This is a genomic window from Nocardia yamanashiensis NBRC 100130, assembly GCF_001613325.1.
Lineage (GTDB): Bacteria > Actinomycetota > Actinomycetes > Mycobacteriales > Mycobacteriaceae > Nocardia > Nocardia yamanashiensis.
In genome coordinates this window covers 12,705-36,104 of sequence record NZ_BDCD01000024.1, presented here as the reverse complement: position 1 = coordinate 36,104, position 23,400 = coordinate 12,705, and the positions used below count along the sequence as shown (strand labels likewise).

The window sequence follows — 23,400 nt, the reverse complement described above, 5'->3', positions numbered from 1 at the left end:
GAAAGGTAGTTGATTTGCGCGCCGCCGGGGAAGGTTCGGGAGAAGTAGTACGCAAACTTCCCCATCACTCCCTATTGCGCTTTCAGATAGGGATGTTTAAGGTAGTTTACGTGACCGATCGCCTGTACTCCGTGGAAGACGTCGCCGAACGTCTCGGCCTGCACGTGCGCACCGTCCGCAGTTATGTGCGCGACGGCAAGCTGCCCGCCACCCGCATCGGCAAGCAGTACCGCATCAATCAGGCCGACCTGGAAGCCTTCACCGGCGGCCCGGTCCCCGCCACCGCGCGCGAGGCCGCCGCCCGGGAAGGGCACGCCGAGGTCTCCAGCATCGTGGAGATCGATGCCGTGGACCGCGCCACCGTGGACCGGCTCAGCAGTCTGCTCACCGGCGCCACCGGCAATCGCCACCCGAACGATCAGCCGCTGCGCTTCCAGACCTTCTACGACGCGGAACGCGCCCGCCTGAAAGTGATCATCGTCGGCGGCCTGGGCGAAACCGCCCGGCTGCTCGAATACATGGAGGGAGTGCTCGGTTCATGAGCGCCATCTACAAATCCGAGGCCGGCGCCGAGACCGTCGCGCGCCGCTATCAGGCCCGGCTCGCGCAGTGGCCGGTCCCCGCCGAGCACCGCGAGATCCCGACCCGTGCGGGCGATATCTTCGTCGTGATCTCCGGCCCGGCCGACGCGCCGCCAGTGGTGCTGCTGCACGGTTCCGGCGCGAACTCGAGCACCTGGCTCGGCGATATCGGCTCCTGGTCACAGCATTTCCGCACCTACGCGGTGGATCTGCCCGGCGAACCGGGCGGCAGCGCTCCGTCGCGTCCAGTGCTCGGCACCGAGGCCGTCGCGGAGTGGATCGACGATGTCCTTGCCGGACTGGGCATTTCGCGGGCGGCGTTCGTCGGAATGTCGCTGGGCGGCTGGACCGCAATGGATTACGCCGTCCGGCGTCCGGACAAGGTCGAGAAGCTGGCCCTGCTGTGCCCCGGCGGCATCGGCAGGCAGCGCTACGGCTGGCTCCTGAAATCGATCATCCCGCGTCTGCTGGGCCGCCACGACCTGCGCCGATCCGCGAGCGTAGTCACCGGCCTGTCCGGCCCGGAGCTGGAACCGGTGCTCGACGAGGTGGTCCTGATCTTCGAGCACTTCAACCCGCGCACCGAACGGCTCCCCCGGTTCACCGACGAACAGCTGGCGCACCTGCCCATGCCGGTGCTGGCCATCGTCGGCGATCGGGACGTCATACTCGATTCCGCCGAAACCGCCCGGCGCATCAGCGAATTCGTCCCCGATCACACGGTGCGGGTACTGCCCGGCGTCGGTCACGCCGTCCTCGGCCAGACCGCCACCGTGCTCGAATTCCTCACCGCGCCCTGAACGGACCCCGCCCCGCTCCGAATTACCAGAGCGGGGCGGAATGTCGTTGTGCCGTCAGAGAATCCGCGACAGGAACGCCTTGGTGCGATCGTGCTGCGGATTGGCCAGCACCTCGCGCGGATCGCCCGCTTCCACCACCACGCCGCCGTCCATGAACACCAGCTGGTCGGCGACCTCACGGGCGAAGCCCATTTCGTGCGTCACCACCACCATGGTCATGCCGTCGGCGGCGAGTTCCCGCATGACGCCGAGCACTTCACCCACCAGCTCCGGATCGAGCGCCGAGGTGGGCTCGTCGAAGAGCATGAGCTTGGGATCCATGGCCAGGGCGCGTGCGATGGCCACCCGCTGCTGCTGCCCGCCGGACAGCTGCGCCGGATAGGCATCGGCCTTGTCCGCCAAGCCCACTCGCGCCAGCAGTTCCTTGGCCCGCTTGACCGCATCGGCCTTCTTGATCTTCTTGACCTGGGTCGGCGCCTCGATGATGTTCTCCAGCGCCGTACGGTGCGGGAACAGATTGAAGTGCTGGAACACCATGCCGATATCGCGGCGCTGCCGGGCCGCCTCGCGCGGGTGCAGCTCGTAGAGCTTGCCGTTCTTCTCCTGGTAGCCGACGAGTTCGCCGTCCACGTAGAGCCGTCCGGCATTGACCTGCTCGAGATGGTTGATGCAGCGCAGGAAGGTGGACTTGCCCGAACCCGAGGGCCCGATCAGGCACAGCACCTCGCCGCGCTTGACCTCCAGCGAGATGCCCTTGAGCACCTGCAGCGCGCCGAAGTTCTTGCACACCCGGTCGGCGGCCACCATGAGCTCGCCGGAACCCGTTGCGCCCTTGGACATATCGAGACTCACTGGCCCTCCACCGCCGATCGCTGCATCTGGGCCAGCGCCCGCAACTGCTTGTCGGTCAGCTGCCGCGACAGGCCCCGCGAGTAGTACCGCTCCAGGTAGTACTGACCCACCATGAGCACGCTGGTGACCGCGAGGTACCAGGTGGCGGCGACCAGCAGCAGCGGAATCGGCTGGAAGTTCACGCTGTAGATGTCCCGCGCCCGGCCGTAGAGGTCGGTGGTGAGCGGGATGGCGGTGACCAGGGTGGTGGTCTTGAGCATGGAGATCAGTTCGTTGCCGGTGGGCGGAATGATCACCCGCATGGCCTGCGGCAGCACCGTGCGGCTCATGGTCTGCGTCCACGACATGCCCAGCGCCACCGACGCCTCGCGCTGACCCTCACCGACGGAATTGATGCCGGCGCGCACGATCTCGGCCATATAGGCGGCCTCGTTGAGCCCCAGGCCGATCATGGCGAAGAAGAACGGCGCCGACCAGTGCTGCACATCGAAATGCGCGAACGACGGGCCGAACGGCACGCCGACGGTGATGGTCTTGTAGAGCGAGGGGAACAGGCCCCAGAACACCAGCTGCACGTACACCGGGGTGCCGCGGAAGATCCACAGGTACGCCCAGGACACCGAGCGCAGCACCGGATTCGGCGACAGCCGCATGACCGCCAGCACCACGCCCAGCACCACGCCGATCGCCATGGCGAGCACGGTCAGTTCCAGGGTCACCAGGGCGCCCTTGGCGATTCGCACATCGCCCAGGTACTTGAAGTAGGTGTTCCAGTGGTAGGCCTCGTTGGTGGCCGCGCCGTAGACGAACAGGCCCAGCGCGATGAGGATTACCGCGGCCGCGATCCACCGGCCCGGCCGTCGCAGCGGAATCGCTTTGATCGGCTCGGGCTCGGTGCTCGCCGCGACCGTCGCAGCCGAGGCTGCGGGATTGGTCTCGTCCTGCGACATGATCGATTACGAGGCGCCGTTGATGACCGACTTGGAGATCGCGCCCTCCTGGACGCCCCAGGCTTCGGCGATCTTCTTGTACTGGCCGTTGTCGATCAGGTACTGCACGGCCTCCTGCAGCACCGGGCCCAGCGCGGAACCCTTCTGGACCGGCCAGCCGTAGGGGGCCGAGTCGAAGATCTTGCCCGCCAGCTCGATCTTGTCGCTGGCCTGCTTGACGGCGTACGCGGTCACCGGGGAGTCGGCGGAGAAGGCGTCCACCTGGCCGTCGACCAGAGCGCGCGCGGCCTGGGCCTGCTCGTCGTAGGCCACCTTGGTGATCTCCGGCTTACCGGCGGCCACGCACTTGGCGGACTTGGCCGGGATCTCGTCGGTGTCCTGAACGGTGGTGCGCTGCACCGCGACTCGCTTGCCGCAGGCATTGTCGGGATCGATCGTCTTCCCCTTCTGCTGGGCCCACTGGCTGCCCGCGTTGAAGTAGGTGACGAAGTCGGCGGTCTTCTCGCGTTCCTTGTTGTCGGTGAACGAGGACATGCCGAGGTTGTACGTACCCGCCTCGATGGCCGGGATGATCTTCTCGAAGTCGGCTTCCTTGTAGTCCGCCGATAGGCCGAGCACCTTGGCGACCGCGTCCATCAGGTCCACGTCGAAGCCGACGATCTTGCCCGAGCTCGGGTCCCGGTACTCGTTCGGCTGGTAGGGCACGTTCACGCCGACGGTCAGCTTGCCGGTCGACTTGATGTTGTCCGGCACCTTGGTCGCGATGGTGTCGACCTTCGCGACGTCGACCTTGCCCGCCTCGGGCTGGGTGGTCTCGGAGTTGCTGGTACACGCGGTGAGCGCGAGGGCGCCGCCGGCGAGTACACAGGCGGCCCGCAGGGCACGCCCGCGGAGTGAGTTACGAACAGACACAGCAGTCCTCCACAGTTCGGTTGCGCGACATCCGGGCGTCGCCCGCCATTTGAAACTTAGGCGGGTCGGACCGTCCGTGCGGGTCGGTAACCGAACATTAATCGGCGACACGCTGTCGCGTGGCCGAACACGCCCGGTCCCGGAAGTGCGCGCTCACCAGCGGTGCAGCCGGGCGCGCACCTGCTCGGTGAATTCGGTCGTAGATGCTAACCCACCCAAATCGGATGTGGCGACCCCGGCCCGCAACGTCTCCGCTACCGCGTGTTCAATTCGCTCCGCGGCCCGGTAGAGCGCGCTGTGCGAATCCCGGGTTCCCAGCCAGCGCAGCATGCCGACCGCGGACAGGATGAGCGCCGTCGGATTCGCCCGATTGTGCCCGGCCAGGGTGGGTGCGGCGCCGTGCACGGCCTGCGCCATGGCCTGGGTGTCGGAGCTGTTGAGCGAGGCGGCCATTCCGAGCGAACCGCTCAGTTCGCCGGCCAGATCCGAGAGGATGTCGCCGAAGAGGTTCTCGGTCACGATGACGTCGAAATCGGCGGGGGTGCGGACCAACAGCGCGGCCATCGCATCGACATGCTCGTCGGTCACCTCGACATCCGGATACTCCAGCGCCACCTCGAAACACACGTCCCGGAACAGGCCCATGGTCATGGGCAGCACATTGGCCTTGTGCACCACGGTGACCTTCTTGCGCCGCCGGCTGGCGATCTTGAAAGCCTGGTGCGCGATCTTCTCGATGGCCGGGCGGGTGAACACGCCCACCGCCAGGGCCATGTCCTGGCTGGGCCGGAACTCGCCCGAACCGGCGAACATATTGCGGTCGGCGTAGAGGCCTTCGCTGTTCTCGCGCACGATGATCAGATCCATGTCCGAGGCGACCGCGCGCACGCCCTCGTGGGTGCGGGCCCAGCGGATATTGGCGTACAGCCCGAAGCGTTTGCGCACCGCCCCCGCGGGCGGCAGGCCGATCCGGTGCTCCGGCTCGTAGGAGGCGCTGTCGTGCGGACCCATGATCCAGGCGTCGAACCCTTCGAGGGCCTTGAGGGTCTCCTCCGGCACCGGACTCCCGTATTCGGCGATGGCGGCGTGCCCGATGAGCAGCGGCACCCATTCGACCGGCGGCAGTCCCACGACCTCGATGGCGTCGTCGACCACCGCGCGGGTGGCGCGCACGACTTCCGGCCCGATGCCGTCCCCTTCGATCAATCCCAGCCGCAAGGTCTCGCTGTCGTTCATCCCGCTATCCTCGCGCAATTGCCGCTTCCCCGCCGGGTAGGCACACGCCCGCGCACATATCGCAACCTGCGCGCGACCGGGTGCGCATGGCGGCCGGGCACGATTCCCGGGCTACCGTTGTGGGTAACCGGCGATGGGACGGTGACGGGCCCGGGAGTGGCCGGTCACGCCAGGAACATAGCCGCGGGGCCCGGTGTTGGACCGGGTAACCGACCACGAGAGGACACCATGGCCACCAAGACCCTGACCGAGCAGAACTTCGACGAGACCGTCACCGGGAGCGACGTCGTGCTCGTCGATTTCTGGGCTGCCTGGTGCGGACCGTGCCGCGCCTTCGCCCCGACTTTCGAGGCCTCGTCCGAGAAGCACCCCGATGTGGTGTTCGGCAAGGTCGATACCGAGGCCGAGCAGGGGCTGGCGGCGGCGGCGAACATCCGCTCCATCCCGACCATCATGGCGTTCCGTGAAGGCGTGCTCGTTTTCGCGCAGCCGGGTGCGCTGCCCGCCGATTCCCTCGAGGACCTGATCGGTCAGGTCAAGGCGCTCGACATGGAAGAGGTGCGCAAGCAGCTCGCCGAGCAGCAGGCGCAGTAAAACCCACCGCCACAACGGTATTCACGATTCCGCCCCCGCGTTACCTCGGTAGCCGGGGGCGGCGTCCTCCCCACAACGTGATGCCACCCCGCTACATCCGTAGCGGTGATGGCGTCCTACCCATAACGCGATCCCGCCCCCGCTACGTCAGTAGCGGGGGCGGGTTTCGTTTTTCAGAAGCGTGAACCGAGGTGGTTGATCCCGGCGATCATCGCGCGGATCGTGGACTCGGCGGAGTCATCCGCCAGTGCCGCTCCCCAACCGCGGCGGCCGTTGAATTCGCACTGCACGAAAGTCGCAATGCCGGATTCGGTCCGCCGCTGATGGAATTGCAGAATTTCCACCGGGTAGCCCTCGTCGTAGAGGGCGGAGGTGAGCGCCGCCACCGGACTACCCGTCGCCACGAAAGTGCGCAGGTGGTCGGCGATTTCGAGCGTCGCCGTCCGGCCGATGGAGGTCCAGTCGCTGAGTTTGATCGGACCGCTGTGCTCGCAGTACCGGTCGTTGAACTCGGCGGGGGTCAGGCTGCTGGCCTCGGCCTTCAGGCTCGCGGGGGCAGCGGCGATGAACGTGTGGGCATCAAGTGTGATGGTCATTGAACTAGGTCTTCCCGACTTCTTCCAGAGAAATGGCAGAGGGGACCAGCGGTAAAAGTGTTCAAGCGGCCGCAGCGAGGGGCCGGTCCGAATCAGACCCCGCTACGGCGGAGAACTACGAGTACGCGCGCTACAGTCACCATCGCGGTGAGCGGAAGAAGCGTTGCACGGTCGCGGTCGGCGACACCTCGCGCAAGCTTGCGACTGTAGACGGGATTCGGCACGGCACCGAGCATAAGGGCACTCCTCGTCGATGGCAACCATATTCGCAATCGACCCACGAGTAACTTTGTCGCAGGTCACCCGGTATGTCAGTGCCAGATTAGGAGTGCCGGGTGTCACAGTCGGCAAACCCCGCCGGACCCGATACCGAACGCTTCGTGAACACCCGCCGCTCAGAGCTATTTTCCGACTGTTCGGACAATACGAAAACGCCCGCCTCCCGAAGGAGAGCGGGCGTTTCCGGACGATCCGGAGTGCATTGAGACACGCCGAGGGCGAAACGCTCAGTGCGCGGCGGCGTCCCAGCTGCGGCCGACGCCGACCGACACCTCGAGCGGCACCGAAAGCTCGATGGCCTTCGACATGTGCTCGCGGGCAAGCGCTTCCAGCTGCTCGCGTTCACCCGGGACGACCTCGAAGACGAGTTCGTCGTGGATCTGCAGCAGCATGCGGGACTTCAGGCCGGCGGCGCGGATGGCCTGCTGGGTGTCGATCATGGCGACCTTGATGATGTCGGCGGCCGTGCCCTGAATGGGGGCGTTGAGCGCCATGCGTTCGGCGGCCTCGCGGCGCTGCCGGTTGCTGGAGTCCAGATCCGGCAGATACCGGCGACGGCCGAAGAGGGTTTCGGTGTAGCCGACCTTGCGAGCCTGCTCGACCGCGTCCTGCAGATAGTCGCGAATGGCGCCGAAGCGGTTGAAGTAGACGTCCATCTGGACCTTGGCCTCGTCGGCGCTGATCTTCAACTGCTGCGACAGGCCGTACGCGGACAAGCCGTAGGCCAGACCGTAGGACATGGCCTTGATGCGGCGGCGCAGTTCCGGATCGACGTCGGAGATCGGAATGTCGAACGCTTTGGACGCCACGAAATTGTGCAGGTCCTCACCCGAGTTGAACGCTTCGATGAGCCCCTCGTCCTTGGACAGGTGCGCCATGATCCGCATTTCGATCTGGCTGTAGTCCGCGGTCATGAGCGATTCGTAGCCGGGGCCGACGACGAAGGTGTCGCGAATACGACGGCCGGTGTCGGTGCGGATCGGAATGTTCTGCAGGTTCGGCTCGGTGGAGGACAGCCGGCCGGTGGCGGCGACGGTCTGATTGAAGGTGGTGTGGATGCGGCCGTCGTCGGCGACCGACTTGAGCAGGCCGTCCACGGTCACCTTCAGCCGCGTCGCGTCGCGGTGTTCGAGCAGGTGCTGCAGGAAGGGATGCTGGGTCTTCTCGTACAGCCCTTCGAGGGCGTCGGCGTCGGTGGTGTAGCCGGTCTTGGTGCGCTTGGTCTTGGGCATGTCGAGTTCGTCGAACAGCACCACCTGCAGCTGTTTGGGCGAACCCAGGTTGATCTGCTTGCCGATCACGCCGTAGGCGGCTTCGGCGGCTTCGGCGACCCGGTCGGCGAATTCGCGCTGCAGTTCTTCCAGCTTCGCCGAATCGACCGCGATGCCGGCCTGTTCCAGCTCGGCGAGCACGGTGAGCAGCGGCAGTTCCATATCCCGCAGCAGGGCGGTGGATTCGATGCGCTCGAGTTCGGCGTCGAAGGCGTCGGCGAGATCGGCGACCGCGCGGGCGCGCAGCATCTCGCCCTTGGCGATCTCCTCGTCCGCCGCGCCTTCCTCGTCCAGCAGCGACAGCTGGGCCTCGCCCGAATCCTCCACGCGCAGTTCGCGACTCAGGTAGCGCAGCGACAGGTCGTCGAGGTTGAAGGTGCGCTGTCCCGGGCGCACCAGGTACGCCGCCAGCGCGGTATCGCTGGTGAGACCGCCCAGCTTCCACCCGCGTCCGGCGAGCGCGTGCATGGCGGCCTTGGCCTCGTGCACGGCCTTCGGAACATCCGGATCGGCGAGCCACGCGCCCAGCGCCTTCTCGTCCTCCGGGGTCAGCGCGACCACATCGATGTACGCGCCCTCACCGTCGGCGGCGGCGAGCGCGATCGCCTTCACGTCCCCGTGAATGGGCGTACCGGTGCCCACGATCGAAACCCCGTGCCGCTCACCGGCTTTGGCATGATCGGTGAGCCAATCGGCCACCGATCCGGGCGTGAGCGCCGCACCGCTGATCTCGAACCCGGACTCCGCCTCCGGCTCCACCGGCGCGAGGGTGTCGAACAGCCGGTCCCGCAGCACCCGGAATTCCAGGTCGTCGAACAACCGGTGGATCTTGTCCCGATCCCACGGCTGCATGGCCAGCTGGTCCGGCGCGTACGGCAGCGGCACCGTCTTCACCATCTCGGTCAGCTGCCGGTTCAGCACCACACTGGACAGATTGGCCCGCAAGGCATCCCCCACCTTGCCCTTCACGGTGTCCACCTTGTCCACCAGCGTCTCGAGATCCCCGTACTCCCGAATCCACTTGGTAGCGGTCTTCTCCCCCACCCCCGGAATCCCCGGCAGATTGTCACTCGGGTCCCCGCGCAGCGCCGCGAAATCCGGATACTGCGCCGGCGTCAGCCCGTACTTCTCCTCGACCGCCGCCGGCGTGAACCGGGTGAGCTCCGAAACGCCCTTCTTCGGATACAGCACCGTCACATCGTCATTCACCAACTGCAGCGAATCCCGATCCCCGGTAACGATCAAAACCTTGTACCCCTGCGGCACCGCCTGCGTGGTCAACGTGGCGATAAGGTCATCCGCCTCATACCCGTCGATGGCCATCACCGGAATCCCCAGCGCCCCCAGCACCTCCTGCGTGACCTCCACCTGCCCCCGGAACTCATCCGGCGTGGTAGCCCGATTCGCCTTGTACTCCGGATAAGCCTCGGTCCGGAACGTCTTCCGGCTCACATCGAAAGCCGCCGCCACATGAGTCGGCTTCTCGTCCCGCAGCAAATTGATCAGCATCGCGGTGAACCCGTACACCGCATTGGTGGTCTGCCCACTCTGCGTCTTGAAATTCTCCGCCGGCAACGCGTAAAACGCGCGATAAGCCAGCGAATGCCCATCCAACAGCAGCAGCGTCGGCTGCTCTGCGGAGGCGCTTGCTGCGGACACGGCACTCGGACGCTGATCGGTAGAGGCAGGGGTCACGCCAGAGAGTCTAGGGAGCCCCACCGACATCCGTGCGCAGCGGGCAAGACCGCGTGGCACGGCGGCGGGCGCGACATAGGCCCAAGTTACCGCCGGGAACAGCGCGCGCCGCATTCGCGACCTTGTTAACCTGTGCGCGCCAACATAATTCGTTCGGCACAGGGGGAAGTACTTGACAAATCCGGCATACGAGCGTGGCGATCACCCGACTCGTTTACTGGCCTCGGCGGTCCATCTCGACGACACTCTCGCCGACGCGGTGGTCGCGGAATTCCTCTCCGAGCAGTACCGCGCGGTGCCGCCGTCGCCCGGTGTCCGGGCCGAGGTGGTGCTACGGGAAGCGGTCACGGCCCGGGCGCGCCGCCGCGCCATCAATGCCGCCTTGGTGAGCGGCCTGATCCTGATGACGGTGGTGGCGCCGCCGATTCTCGGATTCTGGTGGGCATCCGGGTTCGGCTGGCGAGTGTGTTCGGCCGTGGTCGCCAAAATGTCGGCATCACGAGCGCTGTCGCGGTTCGGCATCAAACTGGCGGGGCCGATTCAACGCTGGTGGGTCACTGCGGTGATCTGGTCCGCGACTTCGTTTCTCTGGTGGATCGTGCTCGCACCGCTCCTGTTCGTCGCCGCGATGCTGGGCGATGTCACGCCGCCCATGGTGTGGGTCGTCGGCGCCGCGATACTGACCCCGATCCTGTACGCGCTCTTGGTCGCCGCGGTGTACCTGCCGTGGACCACCGTGCTCAACTGGTACAGCCTGCAGAATTACAATCCGTCCGCGCCGGTGCGCGACCAGGTCGTCAAGGCGTGCGCGCGATACGCGGATCGCTTGCGTCTGATCGCCGACAACGATCTGCGTCGTATGGGCAGCACGTCCGACGAGGTGATCGTCTACCGCGGCGAGGATCCGTTCGTCGGCGCGGGCATTCGGGTCCGGTCGTGGTCGGCGACCTTCGAACTCTGCGCCGAGAACGGCAAACCGAAAGAGCAGCTGCCGGTTCCGGAATTCCGGCCGGTCGACCTCCAGGAGTTCGTGGCGATCGACCTGGCCCGGCTGCGCAAGGCCCGCAACCTGACGCCCGGCTGGCGCTTCACGGATCTCGAAATCAGCCGCTGGGCAATGGTTTCCGGGGCACAGCTGCCCTACGCACCCGGTTTGGACATCGTGATGGCGCAATTGCAGAACGGGCAGGCGCCACAGTTGCCGGAACCCGCGTGGACCGAGCTGGGCGACTGCTCGCCCGAGTGGCTGCGGTATTACGTGTGCTACCGGCTCGAAGGATGGGACCGCCAGCTCGCGGTCGCGGGCTACCTGCATGTCGGCTGCGAGGAGAACACCCTGGTGCTGGAGTGGCACGCCTTCGTGCTGCCGCCCATCGCACCCGGCTTCCGCATGGTCGATGCGCCCCCGGCCGCGCTGGAGTGGCGCGCCATCTGGAAGGCCCTGGCCGATCTGGCACTGCTGCCGACCACCTTGCCCTCGCGAACCGCGGATGTGGTGCGCGGGCTACGCGAAGGCTCCGTACCAGGAGGCACCTGGTACACGCCCGAACAGGCGGCGTGGACCTTCGGCGCGGCCGCGAGCATCCGGGAACTGGCCGCGGCGACCCGCTACGGGAATTTCTTCATGGGATCGGACTCCGACCGCTATCAGAAGATCCTGGAGCGACGGGTACTCGGCGCGGTCAGGCAGTTTCTGGAGCAGCGCGGCATCGTCGCCCGCGGTTTCGAGGAAATGGTCACCCAGATCAACAATTCCACCGTCGTCAGCAATTCCAATGTCATCGCGGGAACCATTGGCGGAGAAGGTAATTCCGGATCGGTGGGTACCGATAAGGCCACCGCCGGCAGCCCCACCGGTTCCGGCGACAGCAAGTGAGAGGACAACACGATGCCTGAGAACACGCACCATTCCTCCGACGTCACCATCCATGGCGGGCAGATCGTCGCGGGCGCGATCGGCGGCTCCGGCAATACCGGCACCGTCCGGGGGCCGATCAGCTTCGGCACGGCGGCCGACACCGATCAACTGGCGGCCACCCTCGAAGCACTGCGCGGCGAACTCGCACGGCTACGTGACCAGGTCGCCGCCGCCGGCGACGCGACCATCGAACCCGAGGATGTCGACGATGTCCTGGAAGCCGCCTCCGCCGATCAGCCCGATGTCCCGCGCGTCACCCGGCGCTGGCGGCGGCTGGCGAACCTCATCCCGGATTCGCTGAAGAGCCTGGACGGCTTCACGCAGATCGTCGGCCTGGTCGAACGGCTCAACACGCTCGCCCAGCAGTAGGGACGCCCGCTGCGCCGAAACCGATTTCCGTTCCGGGCGCGATCCCTGGTAGCGTGACCGCACGCGAAGGGGCGTAGCTCAACTGGCAGAGCAGCGGTCTCCAAAACCGCAGGTTGCAGGTTCAAGTCCTGTCGCCCCTGCAAGAGCTTCGGGCCGGTCACTCGGATGAGTGACCGGCCCGAAGTGGTTTTCACACTTGAGGTCTCGGTGCAAACGACTCGGGCCGGTCACCCTGCACGCGCGACCGGCCCGAGGTTCCCGGCGGGTCAGCCCACGCCGAGGTAGGCGGATTTGACCGCCGGATCGTGGAGCAGGGCCGAGCCGTCGCCGGTTTTGGTTACTTCGCCGGTTTCGAGGATGTAGGCGCGGTCGCTGCGGGTGAGGGCCTGCTGGGCGTTCTGTTCGACGAGCAGGACCGTGGTGCCCTGATCGTTGATATCCGCGATGATCTTGAAGATTTGCTGGATCACCATGGGGGCCAAGCCCATCGACGGTTCGTCGAGGAGCAGCAGCTTCGGGCGGGCCATCAGGGCGCGGCCGATGGCGAGCATCTGCTGTTCACCGCCGGAGAGGGTGCCGCCGACCTGCTTACGGCGTTCGGCCAGGCGGGGGAACAGGTCGAACACCCAGTCGAGGGTCTCGCCGTACTCCGCCTTGGAATCGAAAGGCCGGGCGTGGCAACCCATGTCGAGGTTCTCCTGCACCGTCATACCGGGGAAGACGCCGCGGCCCTCGGGGGCTTGGATGAGGCCCGCGACGACGCGTTCGTGCGCCTTCATGCGGGTGATGTCCTTGCCCTCGAACAGGATTCGGCCCCGGGTGAGCGGAAGCAGACCGGACAGGGCGCGCATCGTGGTGGTCTTGCCGGCGCCGTTCGCGCCCAGCAGGGTCACCAGTTCGCCCTGACCCACCGACAGCGAAATCCCGTGCAGGGCTTCGATTCTGCCGTAGTTGACGGTCATCTCCTCGACTTCGAGCAGCGGCGCGGGAGCGGGCTCCGGCGCGGGCGGTTCGAGGTCCCGGATCGGTTCGAAGACCGTCGTGGTGGTGGTGTCGGCGGGCGAGGGCGCGATCTTGCGGATCTCCGGTTCGGGCGCAACGGGTTTCGCGCCGTCGTCCGGCACGCCCAGATAGGCGTTGATGACCGCCGGATTCTCCCGGATATCCTCCGGCAACCCGTCCGCGATCTTCCGGCCGAATTCCAGCACCACGATCCGGTCGGTGACGCCCATGACCAATCGCATGTCGTGCTCGATCAGCAACACCGTGTAGCCGTCGTCGCGGATCTTGTGGATGAGCTCCATGAGCGCCGACTTCTCGCTCGGATTGAAGCCCGCCGCGGGCTCGTCCAGACACAGCAGCTTGGGTTCGGTGGCCAGGGCGCGGGCGATCTCCAGGCGGCGCTGATCGCCGTAGGAGAGATTGCGCGCCTTCTCCACCGCGTGCGGCGCGATGCCCACGAATTCCAGCAGCGCCATGCCACGTTCGATGGCGTCGTGCTCCTCGCGCCGATGCCGGGCGGTGCGGAACACCGCGCCGGGCACCGAGGTGCGATGCCGGGCATCCGCGCCGACCACCACGTTCTCCAGCGCCGTCATCTCGTTGAAGAGCCGGATGTTCTGGAAGGTGCGGGCGATGCCGAGCCGGGTGATCTCGTTGCGCTTGGACTTGGTCAGCGGCTTGCCGTCGAAGAACACGGTGCCGCCGGCCGGCCGGTACACGCCGGTGATGGCATTGAAGCAGGTGGTCTTGCCCGCGCCGTTGGGCCCGATCAGCCCGAGGATCTCACCGCGCTTGATCTCGAAGCTGACATCGTCCAGCGCGGTCAGGCCGCCGAACTTCACCGTCAGCCCCTCGGTGCGCAGAAGCGGTGCGCCGACGGCGGTTTCGATCTCGCGATGCGGTGCGACGACCTCGGCGACGACCTTCTCGTCGGAGTAGATCGGCAGCACCTCGGTCACGTCGAGCATGCCCGCGCTGGCTTCCTCGGGCGGCGCCTGATAGCCCGCCGCCATGTCCTCGTTGTCGAAGAGCGCGCCGCCGGGCCCGGTCATGACGCCGCTCCGGCGGTCTCGGCCGGAACCGGCGCGGGCTTGCGCACCGCCCGGTACACCTGCCGTCCGTAGGCGAGTAGTTTCTGACGCGCGGGGAAGAGCCCCTGCGGCCGGAAGATCATCACAACCACCAATGCGATACCGAAGAACAGGTACTTGTAGTCACCGAGCGACTGCCCGCCGATCTGCACCGACATGAAGCGGTTCGGCAGGTACACGATCAGGAACGCGCCCACGATCACGCCCAGCTTGTTGCCCTGGCCGCCGATCACCACCGCGCACAGGAACAGCATCGAGTTGATGATGTTGAACCCGGGCGGCGCCACGAACTGCACCTGGCCCGCGTACAGCGCACCGGACAGCCCGCCGATCGACGCGCCGATCAGGAACGCCCACAGCTTGAACTTGAAGGTCGGCACGCCCATGATCTCGGCGGCGTCCTCGTCCTCGCGGATCGCCACCCACGCGCGGCCCACCCGGCTGCGCTCCAGATTGCCGACCACCAGCAGCACCAGGATCACCAGCACCATGCCGAGCCAGAACCACCAGGTGCCGGAATTGGCGCGGTCCACGGGGCTGGTCACATCGGTGTCGCCGAGGTTGCCGGAGGAGAAGTAGCCGGTCGGATGGTCGTCGGACACGCCCACCCTCGGATAGGCGATACCGGCCAAACCCAAACTGCCATTGGTGATCTCGCCGAGATTGTCGGCCATCAGGCGCACGATCTCACCGAAGCCGAGCGTCACGATGGCCAGGTAGTCGCCGCGCAGGCGCAGCGTCGGCGAACCCAGGATCAGGCCCGAGATCGCCGTGATGGCGATGGCGATGGGCACGCACGCCCACCAGGCCCAGCCCGGCTTCAGCCAGCCGCCTTCGTCGAGTTGATTCCACGGACTGTTCGGGCTGGTGAGCAGGCCGACGGTGTACGCGCCGACCGCGTAGAAGCCGACATAGCCCAGGTCCAGCAGACCCGCCTGGCCGACAACGACATTCAGGCCGATGGCGATGAGCGCGACCATGGCGAACTGCGCCATGACGCCGCCGAAGCTGGTGCCGGGAGTATCGATCAAAGGCGGCGGATACAGCGGCAGCAGCGCCAGCAGAATGAGCGCCGGAATTCCGACGCCCCATTGCGCGGGCCGCGACAAACCGCCCCACCAGGTCCGAAGTTTGTCGCCCACACCGCGTTTCACTGTCTCGGTCATGCGCGCGCCCTCCCGAGGCTCTCACCCAGAATGCCGGTGGGGCGGAACATGAGCACGACCACCAGGACCAGGAATGCGACCACGTCGCGCCATTGGGTGCCGAGCAGGATCTGGCCGTAGTTCTCCACCAGGCCCAGGATCAGCCCGCCGAGCAGCGCGCCGCGCAGATTGCCGATACCGCCCAGCACCGCGGCGCTGAACGCCTTGATGCCGAGAATGAATCCGCCGGAATAGATGACGCCGTTGGGAATCTTCAAGGTGTACAACAGCGCCGCCGCGCCGGCCAGCAGACCGCCCACCAGGAAGGTGAGCATGATGACCTTCTCCCGCGAGACGCCCATCAGCGTCGCGGTGTCCGGGTCCTGCGCCACCGCGCGGATACCGCGGCCGAATTTGGTTCGGTTGATGAGCAATTCGGTCGCCACGGCCAGGCCGACCGCGGCCAGGATGATCACCAGGGTGATGTTCGTGACCGGCGCTCCGAAGATCGAGAACTGTTCGGTCGGCTGCACCAGGATGATCGGCTGCTGGGCATTGGTGCCGCCCAGCCGCGGCGAGATCTTGGGCAGCACATAGTGCACGAACTCCTGCAGCACGAACGACATGCCGATCGCGGTGATCAGGAAGATCAGGGGTTTCGCACCGCGTTTACGCAGCGGGCGATACGCGACGCGCTCCAGGCCGACGGCGGCGCCACCGGCCACCGCCATACCGATCAGCATCGCGAGCAACAGGTAGACGACGGTCAGTATCAGGCCTTTGGAATAGGCATTACCGCTGGGTTCGAACCCGAGCGCCATCAAGCCCACATACTGGCCGAACATGCCCACCATGAAAATTTCCGAATGGGCGAAATTGATCAGCCGCAGCACGCCGTAGACCAGCGTGTAGCCCACCGCGACCAAGGCATAGATGGATCCGTAGGACAAACCGTCCACGGTGAGCCGCCAGAATTGGTCGACCACCCCCGATACGTTGAATTCGATCGACCCCGCGAGCAGGGTCGTCGCAACGGGAAAACTCATTCGCTACTCTCGCCGTCGAGGAAGACGCGTGTGCCGGGAATCGGTGGGTCTCACCGGATTCCCGGCACACGCTGTTCTCCGAATACGTGGAACTACTTGCTGCCGGCCGCCGCGATGCCCTTCAGCACGATGGTGGTCAGGTCATAGCCCTCGGTCGAATAGGTGCCCGCGTCGAAACCGCTCGACGCCTTGTACGCGGCGGCGAAGGAATCCGGCGCCGGGCCACAGGGGCAGGAGAGCAACGCGCCGGTGGCGGCATTACCGGCCTGCTTCACGAACTCGACGTCCTTGGTGCCGTCCGCGGAAATGAATTCCGCGGTCACGCCGCCCGAACGCAGCTGCTGCACCAGCGGGGCCGCTTCGGCGTAGTAACCGGCGTAGTAGATGGCGTCCGGCTTGGCGGAATTGAGCTTGGAGACGACCGCCGAGAAGTCCTTGTCGCCTTCCTTGACATCCGCCGCGCAGCTCGCGTCGGCGATCGGGCCGAGGGTCTCGGTCAGGTTCTTGGCCAGGCCGGTGCCGTACTCGGTGTTGTCCTTGACGACGCAGACCTTCTTGTACTTGCCGCTGGTCTGCAGGTACTTGGCCACGGCCGGGCCCTGCACCGCGTCATTGCCGAGGCCGCGGAAGAAGGTCTTCCAGTTGTTCTTGGTGAGGTCGGGGTTGGTGGCCGACGGGGTCAGCGCGAGCAGGTTCGCCTCGCTGAGCACCTGACCGGTCGCCTTGGTCTCGCCGGAGAAGGTCGGGCCGATGAGCGCGACGATCGACTTGTCGTTGATGATCGTCGGGATGACCTGGGTGGCCTTCTGCGGGTTGCCCTCGGTGTCGAATTCCTTGAGGGTGACCTTGCAGCCCGGGTTGGCCTTGTTGAACTCGTCGAGCGCGAGCCGCACGCCGCGCACGATGTTCAGGCCCAGGTTGGCGTTCGGGCCGGTCAGCGGGCCCGCCATGGCGATGGACTGCTCGGTGCAGGTGGCCTTGCCGTCACCGGCGGCCTTGGCGGCGGCGGCCTGATCGGTGGCCGCGACCTCCTTGCCGGTGCTGTCGATCTGCACCACGGGCTTGATCTCACCCGAGGCGTCGACCTTGTACATCCAGATCAGGGCCTTCTCGAGCTCACCGTTGGAGCCCCATTTGTAATTGCGAGCCAGGCCCGGGCCGTCGTACGACTTCACGAACTCGACCAGCTTGGACCGGTTCTTCTTACCGGTGTCGTCGGTCGACGAACTGCTGCAGCCGGCCACCGTGAGCGCCACGGCCGCTCCGACTGCGACCGCAGCCTGCACCGTGCGCCACCGTCGCCTACCGCTCACAGAGCCGCGCGTCTTTGAACCAAGCACGATTCACCTCTATGTTCTGTGCTCCCCCGGCTTGCCGGGCGGGCCGCCTCATCTATCGGCCTGGCTCAGAACATATCCCCACCACGTTAGCTCCGCATCACATTCGGATCATCCATGTGACATCGCAACCATTGAAAGAGCCCCTCGTGTTACCACCGCGTAAAGCAGTTCCGCATATCGGTGGCAACAGAGGGGCTATAACGGAGCAAATCCGGCTTACTTCGGCGCCAGATTCTCCAGCACCACCTCGGCAACGGCCTTCATGGTGGTGCGACGGTCCATGGCCGTGCGCTGAATCCACTTGAACGCCTGCGGTTCCGATAGGCCCTGGGTCTGCATGAGCACACCCTTGGCACGCTCGACCAGCTTGCGTGTTTCCAGCCGGTCGGTCAGATTCGCGACTTCGCCTTCCAATGCGGCGATCTCATGGAAGCGGCTCGCCGCCAATTCGATCGCCGGCACCAGATCGGACTTGGTGAACGGCTTCACCAGGTACGCCATCGCCCCCGCGTCGCGTGCCCGCTCCACCAGATCCCGCTGGCTGAACGCCGTCAGGATCACCACCGGCGCAAGACGTTTCGAAGCGATCTCGGCCGCCGCGTCGATCCCGTCCCGTCGTGGCATCTTCACGTCCATGATCACCAGATCCGGACGCAACTCCTCCGCCAGGTCCACGGCCTGCTGACCGTCGCCCGCCTCCCCCACCACCAGATAACCCTCTTCCGAGAGCATCTCCACGAGGTCCATCCGGATGAGCGCCTCGTCCTCGGCAACCACCACCCGCTTGGGGGCGGACGCCGCGGCATCCTTCTTCGAACCGCCCCCTGCTGTCGTTCCCATAGATGAACCCCTGTCGCTTCGCATACTCAACACCCGAGACCACCGGTCCGACGCCACCCTCGTGGGATCGGCACGCACCCGAGTAACCCAAAGAGTACCGTCCACCCGCCCACACAACCCATCTACCCAGCGCAAACCGACCAGTATCACAACGTCACCCGCGTGTCCCCGCCCCCTTTTGGTCTCCCGACCCGAACCCGCTATGCTTTCCATCCGGTGCGCCGGGTTGGCGGAACTGGCAGACGCGACGGTCTCAAAAACCGTTGTCCGGAAGGACGTGTGGGTTCGAGTCCCACACTCGGCACCAAGCGAGAGGGTCGTCTCGGAATTTTCCGAGACGGCCCTCTTCGCATTTCGCGGCCGACCGCATCCGAACGCCGGTGCTACACCGAATCCACTGCTGGACAACGTCTTTGCGACAACGACCTCACCACTGTTCCGAACGGGCGGGACGCCCCTGAACTCCGGGGCCCCGATAGCGCAGCCGCTCCGCCCGCAGGTCGATCAGACGCGCGTCGATGTCGACGTCCGCGGGTGGCGCGATCCCGACGTCCTCCCGCAGCGCCCGGCGCAACAACCGCACGGCGGCCCCCATATCGTCGGCGAGAAATCGCTCGATCCGCGCGACCCGATCGACATCGGCGGGATCGACATCCAGGACCTCCCGATGTCCGACCTCGGCGTACCGGGTGACCTCCGACGCGACGTCGAGCGCGCGATCGGACAGCACCATTTGCGCGTGCGCGTAGTTCTCCCGCAACGCTTCCCACGCCGCTTCGAGTTTCGCGACGTCCCCGTCCGGTGTGCCTTTCATCGCCAGGTATCGGCGTGCGACTGCCCTGAAGTAATGCACGGAAGTATTGAGACCCGCATAACAGGAACGCTTTTCGCTCAACTCCTCCTTCCGCGCCGTCTCCGCCATCTCCTCCGCCCGCACCGCACTCTGCAACCGCGCATCGACCCGCTTGCTCCGGATCCCGAAGAACTGCGTCAGCGCCGCACCCCCCAGCGTCGCCGTCGCAGTAGTGGCCGACACGGCAACACTCGTCCAATCAAGGCTCATACCAACCGATTCTCACAGTTCCTCCGGGCAACTCCCGACCGTCGGGCAGCAGTCTCACGGATTCGGTCAGCAAGGGCAGCAAGGCGGGCAGGTCTGCGGTTCCTGGGTTTTGGGCAGGAAAGACACCTTTCGCGTTGGCAATCTTCAGTTCCAGCGCACGAGCTCCGCGACGAATCCGCCCGCGAACGTGAGCAGTCCGCCCACGAGCACTCCGATGAGCGGCAGGTACTGCGACATCACGAGACTCCTCCCCCGGGCGGCGCGACCGGGACTGTAACCCCGAGATCGTCGCCGTCTCGAAGTCCGATCATCTCGCGGATTCCGCGGCTCGTCATCGTGCACCGCGACTCGGCGGCGGAGTGAATCCAGCGGGCCAAACAGTCGACCGGTCGTAATAGACACCCGTGAGGTCCGCACCGGACAGGTCGGCGCCGGTGAGATCCGAGGCACTGAGGCCGGCGAACTCGGCACCCTCCAGCACAGTTGTCGCGTCGATGGATGACCTGCTCAGATCGGTCTCGAGGAAGTCCGCTCCCGCCAGATCGCCCCGGTCCAGAATCGCTCCGGCCAGGTTCGTTCCTCGAAAGCTCGCCTTCGCGAAGTGCGTGTTCGCGAATATTCGACCAGCCAGGCAGGCACCTTCGAGGTTGACCCGCTCGGTGTCGCGACCGGTTTGACGCCGGCCGACCACGGTCAGCGCCACCTGAACATCGGGCGTTGCCTTGCGATCACAGTCGGCTGCGCTCGATCGAGTCCGAAGGAAAGACGTCAACACCGACAGGATGACGGGATGGTCCTTCGGGGAATCCTGCATCAAACGCTCGAAAAGATAGACGGCGGCGATTCGGGTGTCCGCGCTCTCGGAGGAGAGCAGTTCGGCGGCTTTTTGGAAGCGGTCCGTCAGCGCCGTCTGCTGAGCCAGATCGTACTGATTGTTGGTGGCGCGCAAGGATTGCCCGGTGAACCACAGCGCGGCCACCGCGGCCACGGTCGTCACCAGGGCGGTGAAACTCATCCAGCCCGGCCATACCGCGACCGTGAGCAAACGACGCCGCGTGCGCTGCCATCGCGTCGGTGAGCTCGGCACCGGATCCGGAGACGGGCTCGGTTCCGGTGGCGCCGGGGGCGGGGGCCGGCGCAGCGATCGACCTCGTCCCGCCATGCCACGTCGCCCAGCTACAGACGCTCCCCCCACAACGACTCCCATCTCACGAAAACTTCTGCTGCCCTTGAGAATAGGGAATCCGCGGCGTCATCCGGCCTGGAGTAGCTCGGACGAGGAACGAGTGATGTTGCCGCGGAGAATGGTTCGAAACAGACGACTCGCATCGCGGGCGAAATGGACTCGGGATACACCCAATTCGCGGAGCGCGGGTCCGTGGTCGGCGGATACCACCAGAACGGCGGCAACGAGGATAAGCCACCAGACCGCGTGGACGACGATGCACAGCGGGCGGGGTGTCGAGGCGAAGGACTGACGTAGCCGCTGCGAATGGAACGGGACGTGGCGGCGTTCGTCCTCCAGGATCAGCGATGCCACCTGGGTAGTCAGGAGGTCGGACGTGCCATCCCGGAGAGCTCGGTAGTAGCGCAGCGCCACGACCTCGGCGACCGTGAGGGTCATGAGCTCCAAGCGGAGGCCCAGCGCCCGGCGGAGACGGACGAAGAGGGCATCGGTCCAATGGGAGTCGATGGTCGGGGCGTTGGCCGCGGCGAGGAGGTGGGCGAGCAGGCGGGCGTGGTTTTGTTCCTCGGCTACGAAGAGGCGGGCGGCGGTGGCGTAGGTGGGGTCGCCGGCGGCGTCGGCTTTGGTGATGAGGTTGGCGCCGTCGCCGCTTTCGCCTACCTGGAAGCGTTGGATGCTGCGGAGGATGGCGGGGTGCAGGTGGGTGGGGCGGGTCCAGTCGGGGTCGCCGGCGGTGCGGCGGGCGGTGGCTCTGGCTTCGAATTCGATGGTCCAGCGGGTGAAGTCGGTGGGGTCGGGCATGTGGGTCTCCCTGTCGGGGCCGGGGTTCGGGTTTCGAGGGTAGGGAGGGGGTGTGGGAATGGGTGGGGGTCGTTGTGGAGATTCGGTGAAGAGGGGCAGGGAATCGAAACTTGGGGTGGGGCAGGGGAAGTGGTGTGGCAGGGTGGGGCGCGATCGGATGGGTTCGCTTAGGAGAGGGAGTCGGATGCGGTTCGGGTGGCGGGGGTTGGCGGCGGGGCTCGTGGTGGTTTCGGCGTTGGCGGGGTGCGGGAGTAGTGAGGGGGGCGCGGGGGCGAAGAATATGGCGGGGGCGGGGTCGGCGGGGGAAACGACGTTGCGGGGGTTGGAGGAGAAGTACGGGGCGCGGCTGGGGGTTTATGCGGTGGATACCAAGAGCGGGCGGGAGGTGGCTTATCGGAGCGGGGAGCGGTTCGCCATGGCTTCCACGTTCAAGGGGCTGGCTTGCGGGGCGCTGCTGAAGGACTATCCGTTGTCGAGCGGGTATTTCGATCAGGTGATCCGGTTCGGGGCGGACGAGGTGGTGGCCAATTCGCCGGTGGCCGAACAGCGGGTGGAAACGGGGATGACGGTCGCCGAATTGTGTCAGGCCGCGATCACGGTCAGCGACAATACGGCGGGGAATTTGATTCTGCGGCTGCAGGGCGGACCGGGCGAATTCACGGCGTTCCTGCGTTCGCTGGACGATTCCGTCTCGCGGCTGGACCGGTGGGAAACCGAGTTGAATACCGATACGCCGGGCGACGAACGGGACACCACTTCACCGGCGGCGGTAGCGGCGGATTACGAGAAATTGGTGCTGGGGAATGCGCTGGGCGAGCCGGAGCGGGAAATGCTGAAGGGCTGGCTGCTCGCGAATACGACTGGCGGACAGCGGATTCGAGCGGGACTGCCGCAGGGGTGGACGGTGGGCGACAAAACCGGGACCACCGAACGCGGCGGCGCCAATGACGTGGCCGTGACCTGGACCGACAAGGGCGTGCCGGTCGTCATCGCATTGCTGAGCAGCAAAACGGGAGCCGACACCAAGGCCGACAACGCATTGCTGGCCGATGCCACCCGCGCGGTGGTGTCGATGCTGAACTGATACCGACTGATCCACCGATGTTTCGAACCGTTCACCCCGGCTACTCGTACAACCCGGCAAAGCGACGAAATCTTGGGAGGTCGCCGATGCGGGTGCACAGGGTGACGGCCGATCTTTCGGAATATCCGGATCTGGTGGTGATTCTGCTGGGTATGCGGGTCCGCAAACCCAAAGGAATACTGCGGCTGCTCGGGGTGGGGCCCAAACTGTATCGGTCCCATCACGATCGCCCGGACGGTCTGCTCGCGCACGAGGACATCGTGTGGTCGATGTTCCCGCCGCATTGGGGCGCCCGGCAGTACTGGCGGGATCTGGAAAGCCTGGAGCGCTGGACCCGTTCGGAACCGCACCGCATCTGGTGGCAGCAGTTCCTGAAGGATTCGGGCGGCACCGGTTTCTGGCACGAGGCGTATTTCGCCCGCGGCGGCATCGATTCGGTGTACGACGATATGGGTCCCGGTGCGGGACTGGCGAAGTTCGCGCCGATGGTCCCGGCGCGCGGGCGGCTGTTCTCCACGCGCGGCCGGGTGCACGGCGCGCGCACCGAAATCGCGCCCGTGGTCGAGGAGTCGGAACTCTACGAATCGAACCTATTCACGCCCGCTATTGATTTGCTGAGCGCGAACCTGCATGCTCACATTCCAGGGGCGTTGACATGTTGCCCCTTGGACCAATCGGTACGCAATAGCGAACAGCATGCGTCCGACACCCGACCGCATCATGAACATCCCGGTCAAAAGGTGTGATCC

Annotated in this window: 20 protein-coding genes, 2 tRNA genes and 2 pseudogenes; 9 read left to right on the top strand and 15 right to left on the bottom strand. The window is 66.0% G+C overall.

Features of this window, described 5'->3' with window-relative positions; all coding sequences use genetic code 11:
- Nucleotides 1-110 precede the first annotated feature (110 nt).
- Together NY1_RS28000 and NY1_RS27995 are read left to right on the top strand one after the other, a co-directional pair.
- Nucleotides 111-542: a helix-turn-helix domain-containing protein gene (locus NY1_RS28000; protein WP_067719714.1), complete on the top strand. Its 432-nt coding sequence runs from the start codon at nucleotides 111-113 to the stop codon at nucleotides 540-542.
- A complete protein-coding gene (locus tag NY1_RS27995) occupies nucleotides 539-1,381 on the top strand; it encodes an alpha/beta fold hydrolase (RefSeq protein WP_067719712.1) in 843 nt (280 codons plus the stop codon). Before NY1_RS28000 ends, NY1_RS27995 begins: the two co-directional genes overlap by 4 nt.
- 54 nt (nucleotides 1,382-1,435) lie before the next feature.
- Here the strand turns inward: NY1_RS27995 and NY1_RS27990 are convergent, their stop codons facing one another.
- From NY1_RS27990 to NY1_RS27975, 4 genes are all read right to left on the bottom strand, one after another.
- Nucleotides 1,436-2,188 carry an amino acid ABC transporter ATP-binding protein gene (locus NY1_RS27990; RefSeq protein WP_157762527.1) on the bottom strand — a complete coding sequence of 251 codons (753 nt, stop codon included), beginning with the start codon at nucleotides 2,186-2,188 and terminating at the stop codon, nucleotides 1,436-1,438.
- Between the two features lie 41 nt (nucleotides 2,189-2,229).
- Nucleotides 2,230-3,183, bottom strand: a complete 954-nt coding sequence (locus NY1_RS27985) for an amino acid ABC transporter permease (RefSeq protein WP_067719706.1) — start codon at nucleotides 3,181-3,183, stop codon at nucleotides 2,230-2,232.
- A 6-nt stretch (nucleotides 3,184-3,189) separates the two neighbouring features.
- Nucleotides 3,190-4,095, bottom strand: a complete 906-nt coding sequence (locus NY1_RS27980; RefSeq protein ID WP_067719703.1) for an ABC transporter substrate-binding protein — start codon at nucleotides 4,093-4,095, stop codon at nucleotides 3,190-3,192.
- Between the two features lie 153 nt (nucleotides 4,096-4,248).
- Nucleotides 4,249-5,331 carry an isocitrate/isopropylmalate dehydrogenase family protein gene (locus tag NY1_RS27975; RefSeq protein WP_067719699.1) on the bottom strand — a complete coding sequence of 361 codons (1,083 nt, stop codon included), beginning with the start codon at nucleotides 5,329-5,331 and terminating at the stop codon, nucleotides 4,249-4,251.
- Nucleotides 5,332-5,559: 228 nt separating this feature from the next.
- Here NY1_RS27975 and trxA point away from each other — a divergent pair, with 228 nt between their 5' ends.
- Nucleotides 5,560-5,925 (top strand): thioredoxin, encoded by a 366-nt coding sequence (trxA, locus tag NY1_RS27970; RefSeq protein ID WP_067719697.1) that lies wholly within the window; start codon nucleotides 5,560-5,562, stop codon nucleotides 5,923-5,925.
- A 173-nt stretch (nucleotides 5,926-6,098) separates the two neighbouring features.
- On the opposite strand, the gene NY1_RS27965 is transcribed toward trxA, so the two are convergent.
- Together NY1_RS27965 and polA are read right to left on the bottom strand one after the other, a co-directional pair.
- A complete protein-coding gene (locus NY1_RS27965; RefSeq protein ID WP_067719693.1) occupies nucleotides 6,099-6,521 on the bottom strand; it encodes a 2-isopropylmalate synthase in 423 nt (140 codons plus the stop codon).
- 506 nt (nucleotides 6,522-7,027) lie between these two features.
- The gene (polA, locus tag NY1_RS27960) at nucleotides 7,028-9,766 is read right to left on the bottom strand and encodes a DNA polymerase I (RefSeq protein WP_067719691.1); all 2,739 of its coding nucleotides are present in this window, start codon (nucleotides 9,764-9,766) and stop codon (nucleotides 7,028-7,030) included.
- Nucleotides 9,767-9,938: 172 nt separating this feature from the next.
- On the opposite strand from polA, the gene NY1_RS27955 reads away from it, so the two are divergent.
- From NY1_RS27955 to NY1_RS27945, 3 genes are all read left to right on the top strand, one after another.
- Entirely contained in the window at nucleotides 9,939-11,642 is a 1,704-nt protein-coding gene (locus NY1_RS27955) for an AbeC-like domain-containing protein (protein WP_157762514.1), read from the top strand.
- A 12-nt stretch (nucleotides 11,643-11,654) separates the two neighbouring features.
- A complete protein-coding gene (locus tag NY1_RS27950; protein WP_067719685.1) occupies nucleotides 11,655-12,053 on the top strand; it encodes a hypothetical protein in 399 nt (132 codons plus the stop codon).
- Nucleotides 12,054-12,120: 67 nt separating this feature from the next.
- Nucleotides 12,121-12,193: transfer RNA gene (locus NY1_RS27945), tRNA-Trp, on the top strand.
- A 126-nt stretch (nucleotides 12,194-12,319) separates the two neighbouring features.
- Here the strand turns inward: NY1_RS27945 and NY1_RS44780 are convergent.
- The 6 genes and pseudogenes from NY1_RS44780 to NY1_RS27920 all read right to left on the bottom strand — a co-directional run bounded on the left by NY1_RS44780 (nucleotide 12,320) and on the right by NY1_RS27920 (nucleotide 18,517).
- Nucleotides 12,320-13,015 (bottom strand): ABC transporter ATP-binding protein, encoded by a 696-nt coding sequence (locus NY1_RS44780; RefSeq protein ID WP_233434533.1) that lies wholly within the window; start codon nucleotides 13,013-13,015, stop codon nucleotides 12,320-12,322.
- A 150-nt stretch (nucleotides 13,016-13,165) separates the two neighbouring features.
- Nucleotides 13,166-14,107, bottom strand: a pseudogene (locus NY1_RS44775) (ABC transporter ATP-binding protein); the annotation flags it as partial.
- On the bottom strand, nucleotides 14,104-15,312 hold the full coding sequence (locus NY1_RS27935; RefSeq protein WP_067719683.1) for a branched-chain amino acid ABC transporter permease: 1,209 nt from the start codon (nucleotides 15,310-15,312) through the stop codon (nucleotides 14,104-14,106). The gene NY1_RS27935 and the pseudogene NY1_RS44775, both read right to left, overlap by 4 nt.
- The gene (locus NY1_RS27930) at nucleotides 15,309-16,337 is read right to left on the bottom strand and encodes a branched-chain amino acid ABC transporter permease (protein WP_067719681.1); all 1,029 of its coding nucleotides are present in this window, start codon (nucleotides 16,335-16,337) and stop codon (nucleotides 15,309-15,311) included. The genes NY1_RS27935 and NY1_RS27930 overlap by 4 nt, the downstream gene beginning before the upstream one ends.
- 98 nt (nucleotides 16,338-16,435) lie before the next feature.
- Nucleotides 16,436-17,431: pseudogene (locus NY1_RS27925) on the bottom strand (branched-chain amino acid ABC transporter substrate-binding protein); the annotation flags it as partial.
- Between the two features lie 462 nt (nucleotides 17,432-17,893).
- Complete coding sequence (locus NY1_RS27920) at nucleotides 17,894-18,517, bottom strand: ANTAR domain-containing response regulator (RefSeq protein ID WP_067719675.1); 624 nt, start codon at nucleotides 18,515-18,517, stop codon at nucleotides 17,894-17,896.
- Between the two features lie 220 nt (nucleotides 18,518-18,737).
- Between NY1_RS27920 and NY1_RS27915 the strand changes: the two genes are divergently transcribed.
- Nucleotides 18,738-18,824: transfer RNA gene (locus NY1_RS27915), tRNA-Leu, on the top strand.
- A 120-nt stretch (nucleotides 18,825-18,944) separates the two neighbouring features.
- Here NY1_RS27915 and NY1_RS27910 read toward each other — a convergent pair.
- From NY1_RS27910 to NY1_RS27900, 3 genes are all read right to left on the bottom strand, one after another.
- Nucleotides 18,945-19,553, bottom strand: a complete 609-nt coding sequence (locus tag NY1_RS27910) for a hypothetical protein (RefSeq protein WP_067719672.1) — start codon at nucleotides 19,551-19,553, stop codon at nucleotides 18,945-18,947.
- Between the two features lie 358 nt (nucleotides 19,554-19,911).
- Nucleotides 19,912-20,595 carry a pentapeptide repeat-containing protein gene (locus NY1_RS27905; protein WP_067719669.1) on the bottom strand — a complete coding sequence of 228 codons (684 nt, stop codon included), beginning with the start codon at nucleotides 20,593-20,595 and terminating at the stop codon, nucleotides 19,912-19,914.
- 237 nt (nucleotides 20,596-20,832) lie between these two features.
- Nucleotides 20,833-21,567 carry a hypothetical protein gene (locus tag NY1_RS27900; protein WP_067719667.1) on the bottom strand — a complete coding sequence of 245 codons (735 nt, stop codon included), beginning with the start codon at nucleotides 21,565-21,567 and terminating at the stop codon, nucleotides 20,833-20,835.
- A gap of 280 nt (nucleotides 21,568-21,847) precedes the next feature.
- Here NY1_RS27900 and bla point away from each other — a divergent pair, with 280 nt between their 5' ends.
- Nucleotides 21,848-22,651, top strand: a complete 804-nt coding sequence (bla, locus tag NY1_RS27895) for a class A beta-lactamase (protein ID WP_233434519.1) — start codon at nucleotides 21,848-21,850, stop codon at nucleotides 22,649-22,651.
- Nucleotides 22,652-22,737: 86 nt separating this feature from the next.
- Nucleotides 22,738-23,397 carry a monooxygenase family protein gene (locus NY1_RS27890; protein WP_084535433.1) on the top strand — a complete coding sequence of 220 codons (660 nt, stop codon included), beginning with the start codon at nucleotides 22,738-22,740 and terminating at the stop codon, nucleotides 23,395-23,397.
- Nucleotides 23,398-23,400 lie beyond the last annotated feature (3 nt).